The organism is Aliihoeflea sp. PC F10.4 (assembly GCF_054612275.1).
Genome location: NZ_JBTSWH010000002.1, coordinates 14520 through 33137, shown reverse-complemented (window position 1 = coordinate 33137; position 18618 = coordinate 14520). Strand labels below are relative to the sequence as shown.

At 60.0% G+C, this 18618-nt stretch carries 21 protein-coding genes; 7 read left to right on the top strand and 14 right to left on the bottom strand.

Annotated features, from left to right (window positions below):
• The first annotated feature begins 10 nt into the window (after window positions 1-10).
• Together ACX82Z_RS22090 and ACX82Z_RS22085 are read left to right on the top strand one after the other, a co-directional pair.
• A complete protein-coding gene (locus ACX82Z_RS22090) occupies window positions 11-280 on the top strand; it encodes a hypothetical protein (protein WP_442843464.1) in 270 nt (89 codons plus the stop codon).
• Window positions 281-283: 3 nt separating this feature from the next.
• Window positions 284-2044 carry a zeta toxin family protein gene (locus ACX82Z_RS22085; protein ID WP_459912013.1) on the top strand — a complete coding sequence of 587 codons (1761 nt, stop codon included), beginning with the start codon at window positions 284-286 and terminating at the stop codon, window positions 2042-2044.
• 615 nt (window positions 2045-2659) lie between these two features.
• On the opposite strand, the gene ACX82Z_RS22080 is transcribed toward ACX82Z_RS22085, so the two are convergent.
• Window positions 2660-3406: a helix-turn-helix transcriptional regulator gene (locus ACX82Z_RS22080; RefSeq protein WP_442843462.1), complete on the bottom strand. Its 747-nt coding sequence runs from the start codon at window positions 3404-3406 to the stop codon at window positions 2660-2662.
• Between the two features lie 566 nt (window positions 3407-3972).
• On the opposite strand from ACX82Z_RS22080, the gene ACX82Z_RS22075 reads away from it, so the two are divergent.
• Together ACX82Z_RS22075 and ACX82Z_RS22070 are read left to right on the top strand one after the other, a co-directional pair.
• A complete protein-coding gene (locus ACX82Z_RS22075; protein WP_374818536.1) occupies window positions 3973-4305 on the top strand; it encodes a type II toxin-antitoxin system PrlF family antitoxin in 333 nt (110 codons plus the stop codon).
• A 2-nt stretch (window positions 4306-4307) separates the two neighbouring features.
• Window positions 4308-4799 carry a type II toxin-antitoxin system YhaV family toxin gene (locus tag ACX82Z_RS22070; RefSeq protein WP_442843461.1) on the top strand — a complete coding sequence of 164 codons (492 nt, stop codon included), beginning with the start codon at window positions 4308-4310 and terminating at the stop codon, window positions 4797-4799.
• Window positions 4800-5114: 315 nt separating this feature from the next.
• Here the strand turns inward: ACX82Z_RS22070 and virB11 are convergent, their stop codons facing one another.
• The 13 genes from virB11 to ACX82Z_RS22005 are packed head-to-tail and all read right to left on the bottom strand — an operon-like array spanning window position 5115 to window position 15220.
• Window positions 5115-6128, bottom strand: a complete 1014-nt coding sequence (gene virB11, locus ACX82Z_RS22065) for a P-type DNA transfer ATPase VirB11 (protein WP_442843460.1) — start codon at window positions 6126-6128, stop codon at window positions 5115-5117.
• Between the two features lie 8 nt (window positions 6129-6136).
• Window positions 6137-7309 (bottom strand): type IV secretion system protein VirB10, encoded by a 1173-nt coding sequence (gene virB10 / locus ACX82Z_RS22060; RefSeq protein ID WP_442843459.1) that lies wholly within the window; start codon window positions 7307-7309, stop codon window positions 6137-6139.
• A 10-nt stretch (window positions 7310-7319) separates the two neighbouring features.
• On the bottom strand, window positions 7320-8153 hold the full coding sequence (gene virB9, locus ACX82Z_RS22055) for a P-type conjugative transfer protein VirB9 (protein WP_374818693.1): 834 nt from the start codon (window positions 8151-8153) through the stop codon (window positions 7320-7322).
• Between the two features lie 20 nt (window positions 8154-8173).
• On the bottom strand, window positions 8174-8845 hold the full coding sequence (locus tag ACX82Z_RS22050; RefSeq protein WP_459912010.1) for a VirB8 family type IV secretion system protein: 672 nt from the start codon (window positions 8843-8845) through the stop codon (window positions 8174-8176).
• Window positions 8846-8850: 5 nt separating this feature from the next.
• Window positions 8851-9117: a type IV secretion system protein VirB7 gene (locus ACX82Z_RS22045; protein WP_442843456.1), complete on the bottom strand. Its 267-nt coding sequence runs from the start codon at window positions 9115-9117 to the stop codon at window positions 8851-8853.
• 51 nt (window positions 9118-9168) lie between these two features.
• Entirely contained in the window at window positions 9169-10065 is an 897-nt protein-coding gene (locus ACX82Z_RS22040) for a TrbL/VirB6 family protein (RefSeq protein ID WP_459912008.1), read from the bottom strand.
• A 4-nt stretch (window positions 10066-10069) separates the two neighbouring features.
• Entirely contained in the window at window positions 10070-10306 is a 237-nt protein-coding gene (locus tag ACX82Z_RS22035) for an EexN family lipoprotein (protein WP_442843454.1), read from the bottom strand.
• A complete protein-coding gene (virB5, locus tag ACX82Z_RS22030) occupies window positions 10303-11001 on the bottom strand; it encodes a P-type DNA transfer protein VirB5 (RefSeq protein WP_442843453.1) in 699 nt (232 codons plus the stop codon). The genes ACX82Z_RS22035 and virB5 overlap by 4 nt, the downstream gene beginning before the upstream one ends.
• Complete coding sequence (locus tag ACX82Z_RS22025) at window positions 11001-13382, bottom strand: VirB4 family type IV secretion/conjugal transfer ATPase (protein WP_459912005.1); 2382 nt, start codon at window positions 13380-13382, stop codon at window positions 11001-11003. Before ACX82Z_RS22025 ends, virB5 begins: the two co-directional genes overlap by 1 nt.
• A complete protein-coding gene (locus tag ACX82Z_RS22020; RefSeq protein WP_094538721.1) occupies window positions 13375-13713 on the bottom strand; it encodes a VirB3 family type IV secretion system protein in 339 nt (112 codons plus the stop codon). The genes ACX82Z_RS22025 and ACX82Z_RS22020 overlap by 8 nt, the downstream gene beginning before the upstream one ends.
• 3 nt (window positions 13714-13716) lie before the next feature.
• Window positions 13717-14016 carry a TrbC/VirB2 family protein gene (locus ACX82Z_RS22015; protein WP_429098165.1) on the bottom strand — a complete coding sequence of 100 codons (300 nt, stop codon included), beginning with the start codon at window positions 14014-14016 and terminating at the stop codon, window positions 13717-13719.
• Window positions 14017-14023: 7 nt separating this feature from the next.
• Entirely contained in the window at window positions 14024-14698 is a 675-nt protein-coding gene (locus ACX82Z_RS22010) for a lytic transglycosylase domain-containing protein (RefSeq protein WP_429098163.1), read from the bottom strand.
• Window positions 14699-14701: 3 nt separating this feature from the next.
• Window positions 14702-15220, bottom strand: a complete 519-nt coding sequence (locus tag ACX82Z_RS22005) for a hypothetical protein (RefSeq protein WP_459912002.1) — start codon at window positions 15218-15220, stop codon at window positions 14702-14704.
• Window positions 15221-15375: 155 nt separating this feature from the next.
• On the opposite strand from ACX82Z_RS22005, the gene ACX82Z_RS22000 reads away from it, so the two are divergent.
• From ACX82Z_RS22000 to ACX82Z_RS21990, 3 genes are all read left to right on the top strand, one after another.
• The gene (locus ACX82Z_RS22000) at window positions 15376-15663 is read left to right on the top strand and encodes a MarR family transcriptional regulator (protein ID WP_245262446.1); all 288 of its coding nucleotides are present in this window, start codon (window positions 15376-15378) and stop codon (window positions 15661-15663) included.
• 375 nt (window positions 15664-16038) lie between these two features.
• Window positions 16039-17571 carry a plasmid replication protein RepC gene (gene repC / locus ACX82Z_RS21995; RefSeq protein WP_459912000.1) on the top strand — a complete coding sequence of 511 codons (1533 nt, stop codon included), beginning with the start codon at window positions 16039-16041 and terminating at the stop codon, window positions 17569-17571.
• Window positions 17571-18164: a hypothetical protein gene (locus tag ACX82Z_RS21990; protein ID WP_040457498.1), complete on the top strand. Its 594-nt coding sequence runs from the start codon at window positions 17571-17573 to the stop codon at window positions 18162-18164. The genes repC and ACX82Z_RS21990 overlap by 1 nt, the downstream gene beginning before the upstream one ends.
• Window positions 18165-18618 lie beyond the last annotated feature (454 nt).

The following is an 18618-nucleotide window of genomic DNA, read 5'->3' as shown; positions in this document are numbered from 1 at the left end:
GGATAAGACAATGACCGAACTGACAACAACGTTCGACGCGATCGTGCGGGCCGAGCTCGCCATCGAGATCATGAACCAGGCGCGCGGGCTGGTATCGGAACGCGTTGCCGCCATCGAGGCGAATGATCCGGCCGGCGCCGAGGCGCTACGCGCGAAGCGGCGTCAGTTGCTTGCGGTGCAGAATCGCATCCGCGTCGGCGATCGTGAGCACATCGAAGCCGTGATCGCGGAATGGGGGCCGCGGGTCAAAGACGCGGCCTCCTTCTGGCGGGAGCTTTGATCCATGGCGGTCGAAGCTAAACTCGGCCGGCTGTCGGAGGCCCAGAACGAACACATCTTTCGCACGGAGATCCTGCCCGACTATCTCCCCGGCGATATCGGCAAGGCGGATCGGCCGACGCTGATCGTGCTCGGTGGCCAGCCCGGTTCGGGCAAAACAGCTCTGCTGACAACGAGCCTCACGGAGCTGGAGCAATCCGGTCCCGCCATCCGCGTCGTCGGAGACGATCTGCGGTCCTACCATCCGGGATTTGTCGCACACCAGAATGCCGATCCGATGACGGCGTCACGCTTCACGCAGGCCGATGCCGGCATCTGGAGCGAGAAGTTGCTGACGGCTGCCACCGAACGCGGTGTCCACGTCGTGTTCGAAACCACGATGAGGACCCCCGACAATGTCGAGAAGGTCATGACGACCGGACGATCGGCCGGCTATCGCATCGAGGCGCGCGTGCTGGCCATCAGTCCGCGGGTCAGTTGGCAAGGTTGCCACTACCGCTTTGAGGAATTGCATCACGCCGGCGCTGCAGCGCGGATCCCGCCGCGCGCCGTCCATGATGCCGCCGTCACCGGCCTCGCAGAAAGCCTGGAGCGCATCGAGCGCCGCAAGCTCGCAGATCGTCTCCTGATTCAACGGACCGATGGCGAGGCGGTCTATGACAATGTTCTATCCAACGGACAGTGGCTGGCGGCAGCCAGGGCGCGACAGGTGCTTGAGGAAACGCGAAGCCGTCCATTATCCCGCGAGGAAATCGACGGCTTCGCGCTTGTCTGGGCCAAGGTCGTCGCTCGGATGGAGGCTCGCAGCGCGCCGGCAACCCTGCTTGATGAAGTCAAGGCCCACTCACGCGATGATCTAGCATGGTTCCTGTCGGAGCGGCGCCGTGCGGATGAGGACGATGCCATGAAGACGGCGAGGGAGGTCAAGCAGCGGATCGCCATCGATCGAAGCCCCATCATTCCAGGCGGCGAAGAACCCCTGGCACGTCCTCACGCACGGGATCGTGAGGAAGAGAAACCGGAGTGGCAGGTTCGACCAGGAGAGGTTTTGATTCCCGGAAGGGACGTGCCCGATCTGAGCGACGCAGAGATCGGCACCAAGCTGCGGCAATCCACACGGTTGGAGCAAAAGCGTTCTGAAATCGAACGGTTGTCGCAACTGGTCTATGGAAGTGCCGCTGCCACATCCGCAACGGTCGAAGGCGTTGATGGGGCCATGGCTGGCTCGGTCGCGGGGCAGGATATCCGGTCGGGAAAGCTTGGACCCATGGCGGGCGAGGGCGGTCGGTTCCTGCGTGCCGAGAGCCCCGAGCGCCAGACTGCGAAAGCACATCTGCCGCAGCTCGCCGCCGCTATGGAAGACTATGGCCGCACGGTCGATTTCGAGCGGCATCAGATCGAAACCGGACATCGTGAGGAACAGCATCGTCAGCGGCAGGAAATCCGAGCGCCATCCGAAGGTTTGACGGCGATCCTGCGGGCGCCGGCGCACGAGCAGGCTGCGAGGCTGCACGCCGCCCCGCAGTTGCGACGGGAACTGGACGGCATCGAATCGTCAATTAATCGGCGGTTGACGCCCGCGGATCGAAGCGCCTTGAAATCAGGGGATCTCAATCGACTGTCGAGAAACCTCGCTGTCCCCCATGACCGTGTCGCCACGCTTGCACGCGTGCAGTCTCAGGTGCAGGCGGTGCATGGACAGACCCAGCTGCAGCGACAGCAATTGGAACGCGGTCGCAACGCTGCAATCGCGCTCAAGCGATAGGCAGTTGGGTCCCGCCGGCAGAAGGATCCACCGGGATCATGAAACAGGATTGTCCTCTGGGGGCGCTCCCGCCCCTCGGTACGGCGGCGGGCTCGAGCTCTAGTCTAGCAGGAGGTTATCTGACCGGATTTGACGATGGCCCGGACGGCCGCAAATGGCTCTTCGTCCGCCTGCATCCACAGAACACACCTCGGCGCATCGTCTCGGTGCGTCCTCAAGGCGGACTCGAGCAACATTTTCGTTCCTATGCAGGTCAGTAGATCCACAGCGTCAACGCGCAGCCACAGCATTCCTGGCACGGGTCGTATGACAGCTCGAGAGGATTCGAGCTCCAGAACAAGGTCATCGCCCTCCCACCTCTGATCCTTGCAGTGCGACGCAAGCGCAGCATTGATTGTTTCAGCGAGATTTTCCTGATCAGTAAACCTTAGACATGCTTCATTCGAGGTACGCATATCAAGACACTTCTATATAATCCCTGCGGATCGCCGAGCATGATCTTCCTGTCGGCTCGGCTCAAGTGTCCACCTTGACACTCGTTTAACGGAGAAAAATCCGATAGTGCGACCCCTGCTGCAGTGAAGCGAAGCCGCTGAACGCCTTTCGGGGCGGGCTTTACAGTGTCTGATGATCGCTCCAGGCAAAGAAGACTTGAGCGGCTTGGAGACGGGTAGCGACGCGTAATTTGAGAAGGATGCGACTCACGTGATAATGGACCGCTCGAGTTCTCAGGTTCATGATCGTCGCAATGTCGGTGTTCGACTTTCCGTCAGAGATCCATTTGAGGATTTCCAGTTGACGTCCACTGAGCGCTCGCAGCCCAATTGCCTCGTCGGCCGAGACGTTTGCGCAAAGTCCCAGCATCTCTGCTTTGGCCTGCGCCGCTTGGGCGACGCATTGAGCAGATCTGACAAGGTCGGGTGGGAGTTGCATCGGTCGATAGGCATCGAGGGACATCAGGCTCGCATATCCCGGACCGTGCGCGAGCGGCACCATAATGCCGGTCGCCAGGCGGTTCTCGTGAAGAAATTCCAGGAAGCTTTGACTGCGAACGTCACTATAGCGTTCCGAAGATCCATCCCAAACAAAGGGGCGGCTGCTCCCGATGGTGCGCGCGATAAGCACGTCGTCATCGAGCCAGTTCAGCCGCTCATAGTCGTTCATGAATTGCTCGGTATAGGTGGTGAAAATGGGGTTCATCACCAGCTCTGCCTTCGATTGCCGATGACATGACAGCATGAATGCATCGAAACCGAGCACGCCGCAGGCCCTGTCAAGCGCAGAGAACAGCGACTGCGATGTCTCGGCAGCATGGATTTCGCTGAGCATTGTCATGCTCTTCTCGTGCACATCACCGCTCATTATGACCTCCTGACATGATGCCTCTGTCATCATTTCAGCTTCATGTTCGATCCGGTGCAGATGATGGCGGGCGCCTGCACCTATCGATCGCCGTTTGCCATAGCGCTACCTTTAATGGCGAACCGTCGCAAACGCGACAGAACAGCTATTCGGCGACCCTTCTTCATCTGAAAACATGCCGGTGAACGTTGGCGGGTCTCTATGCGCAGATCGTGAGAAGCTGGGTTTGGCCTAGATTACCACGTTGCCACTTCCCGGTAATGCGAGGCGCCGCGCGCTAGTAAAGCAAAATATATAGAAATATCAATTATTTAGTTCCATAATGAAACTTATGCGATTCAGTCTCAACACACTCAGCTGTCTCGCCGTGCGGACCCGCTTAATGACACGCTTGGCGGTATCGCCAATTTCGTAGATCATCTGGCCACGACCTGATTGCGGGACGCTGCATGGCGACTGCGAAATGAGTGCAGGCGGTAACCGCCGAACCGCGAACCGCGATCGCCGAGCTTGACGAAGTAAGGAAAATTCCTTACCTTTGCTGAAGTTTAAGTTTGGAGCCAATCATGGGCGCGCTGTTGAAAGAGGAAAGCACCATCACCGCCAAGGGCCAGACGACCGTCCCAAAGGCTGTCCGCAAGGCTTTGGGTGTAGACTATGGCGGGCGCATCGCCTTTTTTGTCGACGACCAGCACCGGGTCTATGTCGAGAAGGCGACCGAAGAGACCAGTGATCCGGTTGTCGATCGCTTCCTTGAATTTCTGGCGCACGACATGGCCAAGCACCCCGGCAGGTCCATTGTCCCGCTGCCCCCAAGCCTGCGTGATCGCATGATCTCCCTTGTCGGGACCATGGACGTTGACCTTGATGCCGAGATCGACGGGGATGTCGCGCTCTAGCCATGCTCACGATCAATGGCTGGAGCATCCTCGCGCATACCCTCTTTCTCGATCAGTTGGAGAAGCTGACCGAGGCTGTCGAGTCGTTGAAGGCGAAAAAGCCTGACGAGTACCAGAAAAATGCGAACACGAAGCTCCTGGCAGCGTTGAACAAGCTCGTGTTCCAGACGATCCCTGCCGACCCCACGGCAACTGTCTATCGACAGGGCCTAACGCTCGGCGATGCACATAAGCACTGGTTTCGGGCGAAGTTCGGCAATGGTCGATTCCGCCTGTTCTTCCGCTATGACTCGGCCGCGAAAGTCATCATCTTCGCTTGGGTGAATGACGAAAAGACCTTGCGGACCTACGGCGCGAAAACCGACGCCTATAAGGTCTTCAAAGCAATGCTGAGCGATGGGAACCCGCCAGACGATTGGGCCTCGCTCAAAAAGGAGGCGTCAGAGAAGCCGGCCGTTGAGCGGCTGGAAAAAAACTCGCCCCCTGACCTCTGACGATGAGGCAGGAGCGCGTTGGTGCTTCGGACCATATCGTCACGCTATCACCGAACCAAGGATGGCCGCCGAGGCGATGGCAGTCAGTGCCGTCACCGGGATCGGCTACCGGATCGCCATGAGGATTGTGATCTCCTCGCTAGATGGCTGCCCACAAAGTCGAGCGCGACTGATCGTGATGAGCACCGGTCATCATCTGCTGCTAGTCGTTCTCGCAAGTTTATTGCCCGCACCGAAGCGAATTGGGTCATTTGCAACCCGATCCAGCGAATGCCGGGGCCAGTTCGTCCTCTCCGATCGGAATGTGCGAGCTGATCACGGCCTGATGGTTGCCGATCGCTCATGGTCTGCGAAATAGATCTCGGTCACACGGAAACGGCCACCGACCCTCTTGCACTGGACGATCACGTCTATGGAAATCTTGAGCAGATTGCGGATATCGTCCCGGTCGAGGTCTTGCCCCCCGTCGGATTCCTTGACCAGGAGCGTCAGTTGCTCGAACGCCAGGCTTGGTGAATCCGCGTGAACGGTGGTGATCGAGCCGGGGTGCCCGGAATTGATGTTTCGGATGTAGTAGAATGCAGTGCCGTCACGTAGCTCCTGCAGCAGGACCCGATCTGGACGCATGCGCAGGCACGATTCAAGCAAATCCTTCGCGCCGAGCTTTGCCAGCCCCTGCCCGCCCTTGGAGTAGAACAGCCGGACATGGTTCGGCTGCGGGATCGTCAACTCCGGTGTATCTTCAATGCTGATGAGCCGTTCGTCGTCTGGAATGTGCTGGATCAGCGCCTTCGAGATCGTGGTCTTGCCGGATCCCGTGGCGCCGGAGATGATGATGTTCTTGCGCGCAAGAACCGCACCTTCGAGAAAGACGCGATACTGTCCGCTGCGGTAGCTCGCCAACAACGGATCTTCACGAGAGGTCTGATCGGCGCTCGCAACGACATTCTCGAACAAGCCGCCCTCCTCCAGGTCGGCTGTGGACAGCGCAACGGATGAGGGTTTGCGGATGGTGATGGAGACGGTGTCTCGTGTCGTCGCTGGCGGGATTACGATCTGGATGCGTTCGTCGTCCGGAAGGGTGGCGGAGAGAAGCGGTCGCGTCTCGTCGATGCCCTGATTGGAGTAACTTGCCACCGCCCGCGCCAGCCGCATCAGCTTGTCAAACGACAGGTCCGGCAGATCGTGGCTTTGCCAGCCAGCCGTTCCTTCCGTCAGCACTTCGCCGGGTCGATTGATGACGACCTCGTAGAGGCTCTCGTCTTTCAGGAAACGATCGAGCGGCAGAAGCAGTTGGCGGACGACGCCGGCATCGGAGTTTTCCGCCATCCCCTGCCCTATTTCGTGATCAGATCGGATTTTGGGTAGAAGTCGCCCATCACGGCACGGTCGTAAATCGTATTGCGGGGTTCGGTAACCCGCAGGCCATAGATGCTTGAGAAATCGAGATCTCGCGCCACAAAGATCGAAACGAGCGACCCTTGGTGCTTCGTCAGGGTCGGCGGAATATTGATCGACTGTTCGACGGCGATCGCGGCGGCATCCTTGCCGGCGCTTGTCGTGCCCTGCGCTTGCACGTCGCTGCGCTGTAGTTCCTGACCGGCATAAGTAGCAATATCGCCAACCACAGACAGAAGCAGCGCGCTGCCGAAGCGCTCCCACCAGTGGGTGTCGACATAGCCATCGAATCCGGCGCGGCCGATCGCATCGGTTGCCGGCGAGGCCAATGTGATGATGACGCCCGTGGGCGTCTTGGCTCGGTTCCAGAGCACGAACAGCCGGCTTTGGCCGCGGCGCAGACCGCCGCGATACTCGCCGACGACCTGAGTGCCTTTCTCCATCAGCACGACCCGGCCGTTGTCCGAGAGAACGTCGCGGGTAATCACGCAGCTGGTGAATCCCGGCCGATCCGATGACAGCGCGGTTTCAAGCGCACAGGGAATCGAGGTCCCCATCGCGACGATGAAGTTGCGGTTGCCGAGATGTCCGGCCTTCGACCCTTCCAGGACAGTTGGCTTCAGCATCCGGTTGAAGCGCTGATCCTCGTTCTCTCCCTGCCCCCCTCCCCCCAGGAGGCCGTCGACTGGGACGAAGTTCGAATCTGTCGTCGCGCCGGCGTTGTTCGTAGGCCTGGCATTGTTTCCGGATTGACCGCCGCCAAACGCCATCACCGGCGCCCGTCTTGCCGCATCGAGTAGCTCATCGACCGGGGGCGTCTCCGCCGTCTCGACGGCCGGCGTCGGTAGTTTGATCTCCGGAACTGGCAGGGCCACGGGCTCGGGTTCGACCCGGGCCGGTTCGAACTCCGTCGTCTGACGGATCACCCCCGATCCCGGCTGCTCGACGTCCTCCTTCGGCCCCTGGCGCATTGACCACATGGCGAAACCCAAGAAGGCGACGACCGCCAGTACGACGGCGCCTCGCTTGAGCAAGGGATTGCTGTCAACCTTGCGCGCCGCCAAGGTCTGACCGCGTTCGCCGGGAATCGTTGTTTCTGGCGTATCTGTCATGGCGGCTCCCTTATTGTCCCGCTGCCGGAACCTTGACCACACGTTCGACCGAAGGCGAGGTCGTATTGGTTCCCGGGTCGACGCCGACCGGCGAATAGGCCTCGTTGAAGATGCAGAGCGTGTCCGATCCACGCCGCAGGATGAACTTTCGGCTGATAGCGTGGACGAGAACGAGATCGCCCTGAACCGTCTTCGGCACCAGGCTTTCCGTTCCATCCGAATTCTCGATGTAGATCGCGGGCATCTCCTGATTGCCGCTGAAGGCAAAGGTCGTCACCTTGCCATTATCGTAGACCGCCTGCGGTTCGATTGCGGCGGAGCCTTGCGCCGAATAACGCCAGTTGCGGGGGCCGTATTGTTCATGGATGCCGAGGACCTGATCGGCATAACCAGCCTCGGCCGCACGCTTCTTCGCCTCATCCTCGAGGCGGCGTCGCTCGGCTTCATCGGCCGGATAGCGGTACTTCACATAGAAATATGTGTTCTGCCCGGCATCGACCGAACCGTCGCGCACCACCAATTCCATCTGATAGCTGCGCTTGGAGCCGTCCCGCCGCGTCGTCACAACCGAGATGTTGGTGGCCGGCTGGTTCTCACGTGGTTTGAGGAACAAGATGTGGCCGGCCGGCGCGACTTCCCAGGCAACGGTATTGCCGAGTGCCACATGAGCGATTTCCTCGTCTGGCGCGAACTCCACCTGGACCGAAGAACGGATCGTGCCGACAATCCGGGTGATATTGTAGGGCTGGTAGCTGACGAAGCGCACGCGGTTGTCCTGCTGCGCGCTGGCCGGGATCTCCAGGGCCTGAACAGGAAATGCAGCCAGTGCCGCGATGACGGCCATGGCAAGGAACGATTGATTTCTCAATTCAAGGCCTCCGGATCGGCCCGGTACTCGCTCACCACGAACCCAAGCGGGTTCACCAACCGGTCGCTGGAGGATATTGGGGCATTGGCATAGGAATAGGTGATCGTTGCCACCCAATGGGTTGTGCGGACGTCTTCGCCGCGTGTGATTGTCCTGATGTAGCGGACGGAAACGACATTGCTGTTGATGAGCGAGATCGACTTGATCCCGATGCGGGAGGTTGCGGAGCGCCCATAGACGTTCTGCGGCGATTCCGGATTGCCGCCGCGATATGCGGCGGCGAAGCGCTGCTGCTCAGCCGCATTCGACATCAGCGAGGCGGTCCGGAAATTCTCCTCTGCTTCTGACCAGACATAGCCTTCGCGTGCCCGGACGTACCGGGCAGAGAAATATTTGGTCACTTCCTCGTCATAGCTGCCGGCCGCCGACGCCATGGCCGACACCACGTCGACGATGCCGGTGGAATTGTCGACGCGGATGACGAAGGGTTCCACCGTTTTGAGCGGCGTCAGGGCGACCACGGCGGCAACCGAGACGCAGGCCAGCACGCTGGCGACGATGGCGATGAACCAGGCGAGCCGCTTAGAGCGCTCGGCCGAGACCATCCGGTCCTGATCGAAGCGGCGCGCCTTTTCGAAATATTCCTTGAGACTGTCTGTCGTCACCATGCCCCCTACCCTGCCCGGCAAGCGGCGTGAGAGCCGGCTTCGTCGAAGTCGGCGAAGGCTACAGTCTCGACGGTTGGTTCATGCTCGGCGAAGGCCAAGGCGGTTCCGTTGCCGCTGGCGAGCGAAGATTGCTGGCGCGGATCGTCCTGTGCTTTTCCGGCTCGCCAGTCCCACATCGAACGATTAAGCGGCCGCTTCGCATAACCGTCGCATTTGGGCAGCGGGTAACTTAGCGTCGCGCAGCCGGAGAGGGCGGCCAGCAGCCCCATCATTGTTACAACTCGAACTATATGCACGCTGGAATACCCCTCATGGTGATGGCGTCAGGCTCCTCTGCCGGTCAGCCTGCGCCAACCCCAACCGATCGTTCTCGTGATAGTGCTTTGATGGGCATCTCGACCCGCAGCAAAGCCATAGGTGAGTGAGGCCCCTCCGCTCGCGAGCGCCGACGCGATGCCCGGCAGCTGATAAAAGACATAGAGGGAAGCAAGGCCGATGGCCCCGACGGCGATCGGCCGCATCAGGACGTCACTGTAGGCCTCGACGGTGGTGAACATGGTTGCGAAGCTGGTGACCAGCAGCGAGCCGACCGCGACCACGAGAACCTGCAAGATGACAAAGTTGGCGAGCTGTCCGATCCATGCCTCGGTGAAGCGGCGGGTCGACTGGAACATGGCCAGTGCGATGAAGATCGGCCCGATCGCGAGAATGATTGCAAGTGCAACCCGCGCGTAGAGCGACACGACATAGCCGATCGAGGCAACAATGAACGTCACCACGATCACCACGAGACCGGCAAAGCCGGTTAGCGGGTCCACCGGCCAGGACGCCTGCGCCCAGATATCGTTGGCGGACTTCTGACCCTTGTCGAGCAGGCTGTCGAAGGTTGTGGCGCTTGGTGCGCCGCCGGTGTTCAGGGCTTCCGAAACTTCCCTGGGCAGAATCTCGAAAAAAACATTGGTCACATAGGTCTGGTATTCGCCGGCATTTCTGACCAGCATCAGAATGATGGCGAGCTTTATCGCCCGGAAGGCAAATTCCATGATCGGTTCCTGCACCGATCCGCGCAGGATCAGGAAACCGTAAAGGACCACGTAGAGGGTCAGCGCCGCCGTCAACGGCCCCGTCACCCACGCGCTGATCCCGCTCGTACCGGAACTGATGAAGTTCTGGAGCGGCGTCGTGAACTGGCGATCGAGGAAGTCGAAGACGGTGTACATGTCGCTATCCCCCCAGCGCCCTGTTCATGCGCTGGAGTCGGGCTTTGCCCTCAGCCTCTTCGGCATTGCGGCAATTGGGCGTCTGCCCGAGCTCACCGGGGTTCTCATGGCATTCTCCGATTTGATCAGCGCGCAGGCTCTCATCGGCGAGAAACTCGCTGACGGTGATGACCGTGGCCGGCGGGGGTTCCGAACACGCTGCCAGCAATGCCATCATGACGAGAGCCGCGACACGCTTCATTGCGACAGCGCCGTGTTCATCGTGTCGATGCGCTTGCGCCAGTCTTCTGCCTTGCGCTGATCCTCGACCTGGGCCTGCGCCTGCTGGACCATCTGGAGACCCTGCATGCGCAGGAGATCGGTCTGCAGGAAGGCACTTTCGGCCTGAATGCGCGCCTGAAGATCGGCGATATCCTTGGCATCGCTCGCCGAGGATATCTGCTGGCGCAACTGATCGATCCCATCGATGCGCTTGGTGGCGGCATCGTAAATCTGCTGCCCAAGGCTCATCTGACCGGCATTGCGGTTTTGGACGCGCGCCAGCTCCTGGGCATAGAAATCGTTCGCGGAGGTCTGGTAGGTCGAATTATCACCGAGGAATTTCGAGGCGGCTTCGCCGAACGCACCCGAGCCGTTGCCGCTGAGCAGGCTTTCGATCGCCGCAAAGTCTTGCGGTAAGGCCTTGCGTATTTCAGGCCGGTTCAGAAGCGAAGCAACATCGGCCATATTTGTCAGCTTGTTCAGCGATCCGAACAATTGCTCGGCTTGCGTGATCTGTTGATTGAGCGCATCGAGCTGTGACTTGAGCTGCGTGATGCTCTCGATGTGCTTCAGGATCGCGGTCTGATCGATCACGGGGATCCCTTGTGCGCCGGCGCCTCCGGTCGACAGGGCAAGGATGGCGACGGCGGCCATCATCGAACTGCGCATACACATCAGCCTGCACTCCTTTGCTGCTGGAAGAGAGGAAGCCAGGCTTCCGGGTCATCGCCGGCCTGCGCTCGGATTGTGTCTGCAAGCTCGACATTGGCAGTGCGGCCGGAGAGCACCGCGAGTTCGTCCTCGAAGCCGCTGAGATTGAGCTCGGCGACGACGCTGTTGTGGCCCTGCTTGACAATGAACCGCCGGCTCTCGTTTGAAAGCTCGCGCGCGATCAGCTCGTATTCCCGTTCGGTAAGTTTGAATCCGTCGACATAGTCGACGCGACTGCCGCGAGAGTTCGGCATGAATACCTGCGTTGGGCACTGCTCGATGATGGTGTGCGCGATAGGCGAATTGATCGCATCGCGCGGGCTTTGCGTGGCAAACAGCATGAGCCCGTTCTGTTTGCGAATGGTCTTGAGCTTGTTCTGGGCCAGGTCGCGAAAGCCCTCGTCGGCAAGCGCCTTCCAGAACTCATCGATGACGATGATGATGCGGCGCCCATCGATCAACTGCTCGACCCGGTGGAACAGATAGGCCATCAGCGGCGCACGGATCTCCTCGTTGTCGAGAAAATCGGTCATGTCGTAGCCTACGAACTTGCCACCCACTCCGAAGTCGCCGAGGCCAATGTCCTCGACGACGTTGTCGAACACCCAGCCCAACGGCCCTCCCCTCTCCCAGCGTCGCAACCGCGACGCGATGCCTTCTGGATCGGTGTTATTGAGAAACGTGCGCAGCGCGCCGATCGTGCGCCGTTCCGCCGGCAGATCGGCGAGCCCATCAATGGCATTTGCGATATCACGTGTCTCCGCGACGGAGAGTTCGCGCGTTTTCGACCCAACGAGTTTGGTCACCCATTGCGCCAGGAACACCTTGTTTTCCGGCGTCAGTTCCATGCCCTTAAGCGGGGCGCAACCAGTCGGCCGGCCATTCTTGAGCGGCAGATAGGTTCCGCCGGCCGCACGCACGAAGAGATCGGCGCCGCGGTCCTTGTCGAAGAACACAATATTGGCGTCGAACTTCTCGCCCTGCGACAGGAGGAAATTGAGGAGTACGGTTTTGCCCGAGCCGGATGGCCCGCCGATGAAGGTGTTGCCGAGATCGCCGTAGTGCAGATTGAAGTAGAGCGGCGACCCCGAGGCCGTCTTCAGCATGGCCACCGCCGGACCCCATTCATTGCCGTCGCGCTGACCGACCGGATAGGAATGGAAAGGTGAAAAGGCTGCGAAATTTTTCGAGGTGATCGCGCCGGACCGGACACGGTAGCGGAAATTGCCGGGAAGCTGCGCCCACCAGGCCGCTTCAAGCCCGAGGTCCTCGCGGGCGACGACGGCGCCGCCATTGGTCAGATGCGTCCGACTCTTGGCCAGATTGTCCGTCAATTCCCTTACCGAGTCGGCGAAGACTGTAAGCGTCAAATGATGGTCGCCCAGCACGAAGCGGTTCGATTCCAGATCGTCCAGCGCATCGTCGAGCTCCTCGAGCTGTGATCCGGCTTTGTCGCCGGCGCTGACCATCTGGTTTTGCTTGCGACCCATCACCGTCTTCGCGTCCGACTTCGACAGGAAGGAGAAGCTTTGGGTCAGGATCAGTTCATAGGGAACGGTGAGCAAGCCGTCGAACATGCCAGGTCGCGTGCGGGCCGGATATTCCTTGAAACCGAACATGCCGGCATAACGGCTCGATCCTTCGTGACGGATCTCGACCGTCTCGCGACCGACAATGACCCGATCGGAATAAATCGCGGATGAAACGCGGCCTGCGGTCAGAGGGACAGCTTCACGGCGCCCACCCACCAGCTGATGCAGCACTTCGCTCGGCTCAGAGAAGATCAGACCCTCGCGTTCCTGAAGGGTGAGGACGCGCGGGCCGAAACGCTTCAGGCCGGCTGTAACGTCGACGATCACGTCATCGAGGTGTTTGAGGGCATCCTCATCAAGCTCGACCCCGCCGCGCCGCGCCTTGCGCAATTTCGACAGGAACGCTGCCACCCGCTCGGCTGCGTCCTTGCCTGGGTGCCATACCAGGCTGAGATAGAGATCGTTGCGGAACAAGTCCTCGCCGATCATGCGGTTTCGGTACTTGTCGTTCAGCGCGCGCGAGAAGGCGTTTGAGAATTCGCCGTCAGGATACTCATTGTCGCGTCGCCGAACGACATGCGTCCACAGCGCCAGCCGCTCATCCGCGATGTTGCGGTAGAGCGTGTTGAGGTCCCGGTGCAGGGCGTTAAGGTCGAGCGTGTCAGCCGTCTCGAAAGACACGCCTTCGAGCGCGATAACCACCATGAGGGCACGGGAGTCGAGTGCGAGCATCCGTTCGTCGATGTGGCGGACGTAGGGGATGAAGGTCTCGGGTTCGAGCTCACGGCTTCTGACGGTAGCGGTACTAGGCAAGGCCGAGGTCCCTTTCGTCATAGCGCCGAACGAGCTTCATCGGGGTGAGACTCGATCCGCCCCAGAACCCGCTGTTGCGAGTTCTGCCCCGCGTCTCCACCCAGCCGAGCAGCACGCGGAACATATTGTGGTCGTGCTTGACGATCGCCTTGAAGATGACGTGGAACACCAGGCCGACGAGCGCGTAGGCCACCGATCCCGCGACGATGAAGAGGATCGTCGTGAAGATCATATTGATCCCCATCGCCTCCATCGTCACGCCGCCGATCATCGCCGGCCTGGTGCAGGCGAGAAACAGCGTGTCTTCCTCAAGGGCAATCCGCTCGGTCACGCACTAGCCTCCTGAGATCATGTTGACGATCTCGGTCGCACCGAAGATGATTCCGATGCCAAGCACGACAAAGGCCGCCTTGCGTAGATCGAGGTAGCCGAACATCCATGCGATGCCGACAATGATCACGGCGATGATAGCCAGCAGTCTCGCGACATTGCCGGTAAGCATGTTGACGATATTCTGCAGCACACTTTCGATCCCGCCCGCCTGGGCGAAGCTAGGCTCGACCAAGGTCAGGGAAAATACCGCCGCTATCGCTGCGGTCGCCGCGTACGGCCTTATGCGAGCCGATAGGTTCATAGGCGCATTACTCCTTTTGCTCGTTGGAAAAGACGAGGACGGAGGATTGCCGCCCCGAACTGTAGACATCCCATCGCGGCACTGAAGCCTGGGATTGCTGCTGGCTCTTCCCGGCCGGACCGCTGTCGACCGTGGCGGCAGACGACTCCCCTGCCCTTTCGCGCGCCGGCAACGCCTCCGCTTGCGCCTCGATAATCTCGATGCTGTCGAGACGGTCGGACAGCCGCGCGCGCTCGGCCAGAACCCGGCTGTCGTAGCCGACCATTTCGCCGACCGAGGCGTCACCATTGCCGAAATAGCTCCGCAGCATGACGGCTTCGGCTTGTGCCGTCGTCGCGCCACCTTGGAGAGCTATTTGGTAGTAACCGTCAAGTAGCGACGCGCTGGCCTTGATGTTGAGGCAGAAGTCGAATGTGTCGCTGACGGAAAGGCCAAGCCGACCGAGATTACCGGAATTGATCCCGGCAAGTCCGAGGTCGATATCGTGACCCTCGGCGATCAGGATCGTCGCCGTCTCGATTGCCTCGGCTCGGGTCTTGGGTTGCTCGGCGAGCGGATGATCTGTGTTGATACGGATTGCAAAGGGCTGGAACCCGCTTTCGACGCTCACGACAGCCGCAATTGTTTCCGAGGCGACCTGCGGAGCGCAGTTTTGAGCGAGAGCGAGGAAGGCAACCGGCATGGGCTAGAACCACACGCGCTGGCGGCCGGCGCCATCGATAGTAAAGTCGACATACCTCGGCTGCTCGCGCACATGAGGACGTTGGGTGACCAGTGCCTTGCAGACCCGCTTGCCGTCTTCGAAATGCCAGCGTCCCGAGGCGCCGCCATTGTCGCGATCGCTGCACATGGCGCTGTCGACGACCTTGGGTTCGGTGGAGACGCAGCCGACGTCATTTCTGCGATCTCCCGAACGTGTGACCAGCCGGAACCCGGCGTCACAATAGTACGGCTCATAACGCGGCTTCGTCGCTGTGAAGCCAACGCCGCTGCAAATCGGGAACGATCGCCCCTTCGCGAGATGCGACCAAAGCCGTTCGATCGGCGGGCGGCACTCGGTGTACTGCGTTGCGCCACCGGGGTTCGAAAGGCATAGGAGAACCTGGCAGCCCCAATCATCTGCTCGCGCAATGGAGGACGAAAACGTGTACAATGGAACGCAGAGTAAAACGGCAGAAAGTGCCCGAATGACCGCATTTTTCATGCCCAAACTCCCGTTTTTCTCTCCATTGGCCCGCCGTCCGTGAGGCTTCACCACCTTGTCATACTGCACGTTAACGAATAGATAAGAAGATGCCAAGCCCATTAAACCAACGCTGGCACAACACGGTTTTTGCGACCTTGGCTACGCACGAGATCATGTCAAAGCCCCTGCCCGACGAGACGCCGAATTCGCGTCTGCGCCAGCTCGGCATGATGAATCTCCTGTACACGCTGCAAAAGGCAGATACGGCGCTGACCATAACGAACGTGACGGAAGTCACTGGAATGACAAGGAAAGCAGCGCAGGAAGCCATTGATCCGCTGGTCGTGCGAGGGCTTTTGAAAGAGTCCTGGGGGCGCACGTCAATCGGGCGTGGCAAGGCCCGGCAGTACGAGATCGCGCCGGAAATCTTCGAGAGGCTTCAGGGCGTTTACGGCTCCTAAACCGCGCTACGTGATCCTCAGTCGTTTGAAAAGTCGTCTTAAAAAGACTTCCATTACATGATGAAAACGCACAGTATTGCTTGCGCTAAAGCGCGCAAGCATACTTCGCGCAGCGACTCACCTGCTCTCACGGGCAGACTGATTCGTTTCGCGTAGACAAACCGTGTGATGGAGAAGCTATACGGCAAAAAAGGAACGGCCCCGGAAGTTGACGCTTCCAAGGCCGGTTCACTGAAGATCGAAATTCTTTGCTGGGGCTCTTTGGCGAGAACCGCAACCTGTGACGGGACGAATAATCGCAAAAGCCCAAATTTGTGTCAAGGCAAAACGCCACTTCGGCGAACGATCCTGCTTGCCGTTTCGGGAGGTACCGAAATGAGCACTACTGAAGAATTTGCATCGGCCGAAGGATTGAAACCAGTGCCCGGTGTTCGTCGGATCACGCCTGCCGGCCTGGCAGCGCACCGGGCAGCTCGGGACTATGCTGGCGATCGGACACTTGCCGTGAAGCGGATCGAGGCACTGCAGTTGGCCAAGCGCGCAGCCGCCGCGTTGGGACTGAAGGCGGCGAAGATTGCGATGATAGACAAACTGTTCGGCTATTCGCCTGCGGCGGACTGGACCAGCAAGGACTCCAGCCCGATCGTTTGGCCTTCCAACGAGGCCCTCGCGCGGCAACTCGGGTTATCCATCTCTACTGCCCGGCATCATTTGCGCGGGCTCGCCGCGGCAGGACTTATCGCCCATGCATCGCACCCCACCTACCAGCGTCGTGGTGTTCGGGACGACCAAGGCAAGATCGTAGAGGCATTTGGGATCGACCTATCGCCGATCATCATGCGTTATGACGAACTCCTCGAAATAGCCCTTGCCTATGAGCAGGAAGGACGCGAGCGCCGAACGCTCTCGTATCAGCGTACACAGATCCGCAGAGAGATTGAGGCTGTCCTGGTGGCGGCCCAACGCGATAGGCTCGTGGGCAACTGGCAACACTTCCACGCGCAGCTGGATAGGCTGCGGGAATGTGATCCGAGTGACGTGGGGCAATTTCGCGGGTTAGTCGAAGCATTGACCATTCTCCGAGAGGACGTTGAAGAGGCCTACGAAAGAGCGTCCCAACGCTCAAATTTCGACACCGCGGTGGCGAGTTTTCGTCAGGTACAAGCTACAGCGGATCTTCCCTTTGTAGAAGATAGTAGAGCATCGCCCCCTGCCGAAACGGACAAAATCATTGCCAGCGTCCCACCCCGCCCCACCCAACGGACTTCCGGAAGAAGAATGGAAGAAGCGCCACCGGCCGCCGGAAGAGATGGCAGGCCGGCGTTGAGTCCGGCTGACGACATCGGAAATGTATCGCTCGGACTGGTGCAAACCGCCTGCCCTTCCCTTCAAAAGCATGTCCCCGAGATCTTCGACAGTTGGACAGCGCTGCGATCGTCGGGCCGCCGACTGTGTGCCGCGGCCACAATCAATACGCAGGTATGGACCGAGGCGGAAAACTATCTCGGACCGGACGCGGCGATCGCCGCGCTTGCTGTCACTGTGCAGCGTGCAGACGATGGTCAGGTCGCCAACCCCGGCGCGTACCTCCGGAGACTCATTCAGCGAGGCAGAAGCGGGCAGTTACGAATTAGCAGGTCTTTGTTTGCGCTTGCCGGCGCCAGGGGCGGCGGCGTTCCAAATCATTCCTCGGGTCCTGTAGCTCCCTATCGCGGCTTTCCTTTGGAACGCATCAACTGGTCCGGCTGGGCGGACTTGGTGCGTGAGCATGCGCCTAAACCGACGCCTGATGTCGAGAGCGTGGCGGATGCCTTCCGGTCCTGGTGCCGCAAGGGAAATATCGATCTCGCCCAACCGAGCATCGAGAAGGCATTTATCGGATTCTGCAAGAAGTGGCGGAGGCGCTGATGAAGGCGCCGACGAGATACGTGGAGAGCCGAGCCCGCCGCTCTCCCCCGGCGATCTATGCCATTGGCTTTGCTTTGCGCTTGTTAGCCGCCGGTGTGGGTGTTGCGCATGGGCTGCCGGAGACGCTTACAGGCAAAGTGCAAATCTACGACGGCGTCACATTCGACTTAATTCAGGACGGTGGGCGGTATCGCATGGCAACCCGAATCCGCCTGGAAGCGGTCGATTCCTGCGAGCTCCGGCAGAAAGCGCGCCTTGGAAATGTGGACTGGCCATGTGGCGCAGTGGGAACCGCGTGGCTCGCATCCCGGACATTGGCCAAGGATGTCGAGTGCCGGCCAACCCGTGTTATTCGAGGAGGAGGGTACCATGCCCAGTGCTACGTCAATGGATTGGATATAGCAGCTTTGGGCCTGGAGGAGGGGATGTACGTCGTGGCGGTGCCACAAGGCGAGCAGCCACCTGCGGGCTACCCGGAGTTGGAAGCGAGGGCGAAGGCCGCAGGTGTGGGTATTTGGTCAAGCGAATTCATGAAACCTGCCGACTGGCGTCGCGCCTATGGCACCTACAATCCCTTGGCTCCGCAACGATGACCGCGAGCCGACGGAGCGGATGGTGAGTGGCAGAGTTGCCATGTGGCAACTGCGTGATTTGCATCCTTCACGTTGGTCAAGGAGGTTGAAGCCGACCGGTGCGTTTTCTCTCGGGTTAAGCTATCGTGCGCCGGGCTTCTCGATGGAACGCTTGTCGGAGCTTAGCCTGGGCTGCAGTCCATCTGGTGGCAGACAAGAGCAAAGGAGTCGCCGCCGGGCTGCTTGAAATTGAGGCGACGGAGAAGGCCGCGAGCGGGAAGACGGTTGAAAGAATTGTCCGGCACCGAGCGAATGACCGTGCCAACCTCTAGCTCCGCACTGATTAGCGTGAGCAGGTCGTAGGACAGGTCGCAATCCGAATTGCCATGTGGCAACGGCAGGCGATGTCATAGACGTAAATTTCCATTAACCTTAAACTCCTTGCATATTTACCCGACTCGGGGCAATTCTACCT

Excerpts from the sequence above, each read along its gene's own strand:
- ACX82Z_RS22090 (WP_442843464.1), top strand. The coding sequence starts at position 11 with ATGACCGAACTGACAACAACGTTCGACGCGATCGTGCGGGCCGAGCTC.
- ACX82Z_RS22085 (WP_459912013.1), top strand. The coding sequence starts at position 284 with ATGGCGGTCGAAGCTAAACTCGGCCGGCTGTCGGAGGCCCAGAACGAA.
- ACX82Z_RS22080 (WP_442843462.1), bottom strand. The coding sequence starts at position 3,406 with ATGAGCGGTGATGTGCACGAGAAGAGCATGACAATGCTCAGCGAAATC.
- ACX82Z_RS22075 (WP_374818536.1), top strand. The coding sequence starts at position 3,973 with ATGGGCGCGCTGTTGAAAGAGGAAAGCACCATCACCGCCAAGGGCCAG.
- ACX82Z_RS22070 (WP_442843461.1), top strand. The coding sequence starts at position 4,308 with ATGCTCACGATCAATGGCTGGAGCATCCTCGCGCATACCCTCTTTCTC.
- virB11 (WP_442843460.1), bottom strand. The coding sequence starts at position 6,128 with ATGGCGGAAAACTCCGATGCCGGCGTCGTCCGCCAACTGCTTCTGCCG.
- virB10 (WP_442843459.1), bottom strand. The coding sequence starts at position 7,309 with ATGACAGATACGCCAGAAACAACGATTCCCGGCGAACGCGGTCAGACC.
- virB9 (WP_374818693.1), bottom strand. The coding sequence starts at position 8,153 with ATGGCCGTCATCGCGGCACTGGCTGCATTTCCTGTTCAGGCCCTGGAG.
- ACX82Z_RS22050 (WP_459912010.1), bottom strand. The coding sequence starts at position 8,845 with ATGGTGACGACAGACAGTCTCAAGGAATATTTCGAAAAGGCGCGCCGC.
- ACX82Z_RS22045 (WP_442843456.1), bottom strand. The coding sequence starts at position 9,117 with ATGATGGGGCTGCTGGCCGCCCTCTCCGGCTGCGCGACGCTAAGTTAC.
- ACX82Z_RS22040 (WP_459912008.1), bottom strand. The coding sequence starts at position 10,065 with ATGTACACCGTCTTCGACTTCCTCGATCGCCAGTTCACGACGCCGCTC.
- ACX82Z_RS22035 (WP_442843454.1), bottom strand. The coding sequence starts at position 10,306 with ATGAAGCGTGTCGCGGCTCTCGTCATGATGGCATTGCTGGCAGCGTGT.
- virB5 (WP_442843453.1), bottom strand. The coding sequence starts at position 11,001 with ATGTGTATGCGCAGTTCGATGATGGCCGCCGTCGCCATCCTTGCCCTG.
- ACX82Z_RS22015 (WP_429098165.1), bottom strand. The coding sequence starts at position 14,016 with ATGAACCTATCGGCTCGCATAAGGCCGTACGCGGCGACCGCAGCGATA.
- ACX82Z_RS22010 (WP_429098163.1), bottom strand. The coding sequence starts at position 14,698 with ATGCCGGTTGCCTTCCTCGCTCTCGCTCAAAACTGCGCTCCGCAGGTC.
- ACX82Z_RS22005 (WP_459912002.1), bottom strand. The coding sequence starts at position 15,220 with ATGAAAAATGCGGTCATTCGGGCACTTTCTGCCGTTTTACTCTGCGTT.
- ACX82Z_RS22000 (WP_245262446.1), top strand. The coding sequence starts at position 15,376 with ATGTCAAAGCCCCTGCCCGACGAGACGCCGAATTCGCGTCTGCGCCAG.
- repC (WP_459912000.1), top strand. The coding sequence starts at position 16,039 with ATGAGCACTACTGAAGAATTTGCATCGGCCGAAGGATTGAAACCAGTG.
- ACX82Z_RS21990 (WP_040457498.1), top strand. The coding sequence starts at position 17,571 with ATGAAGGCGCCGACGAGATACGTGGAGAGCCGAGCCCGCCGCTCTCCC.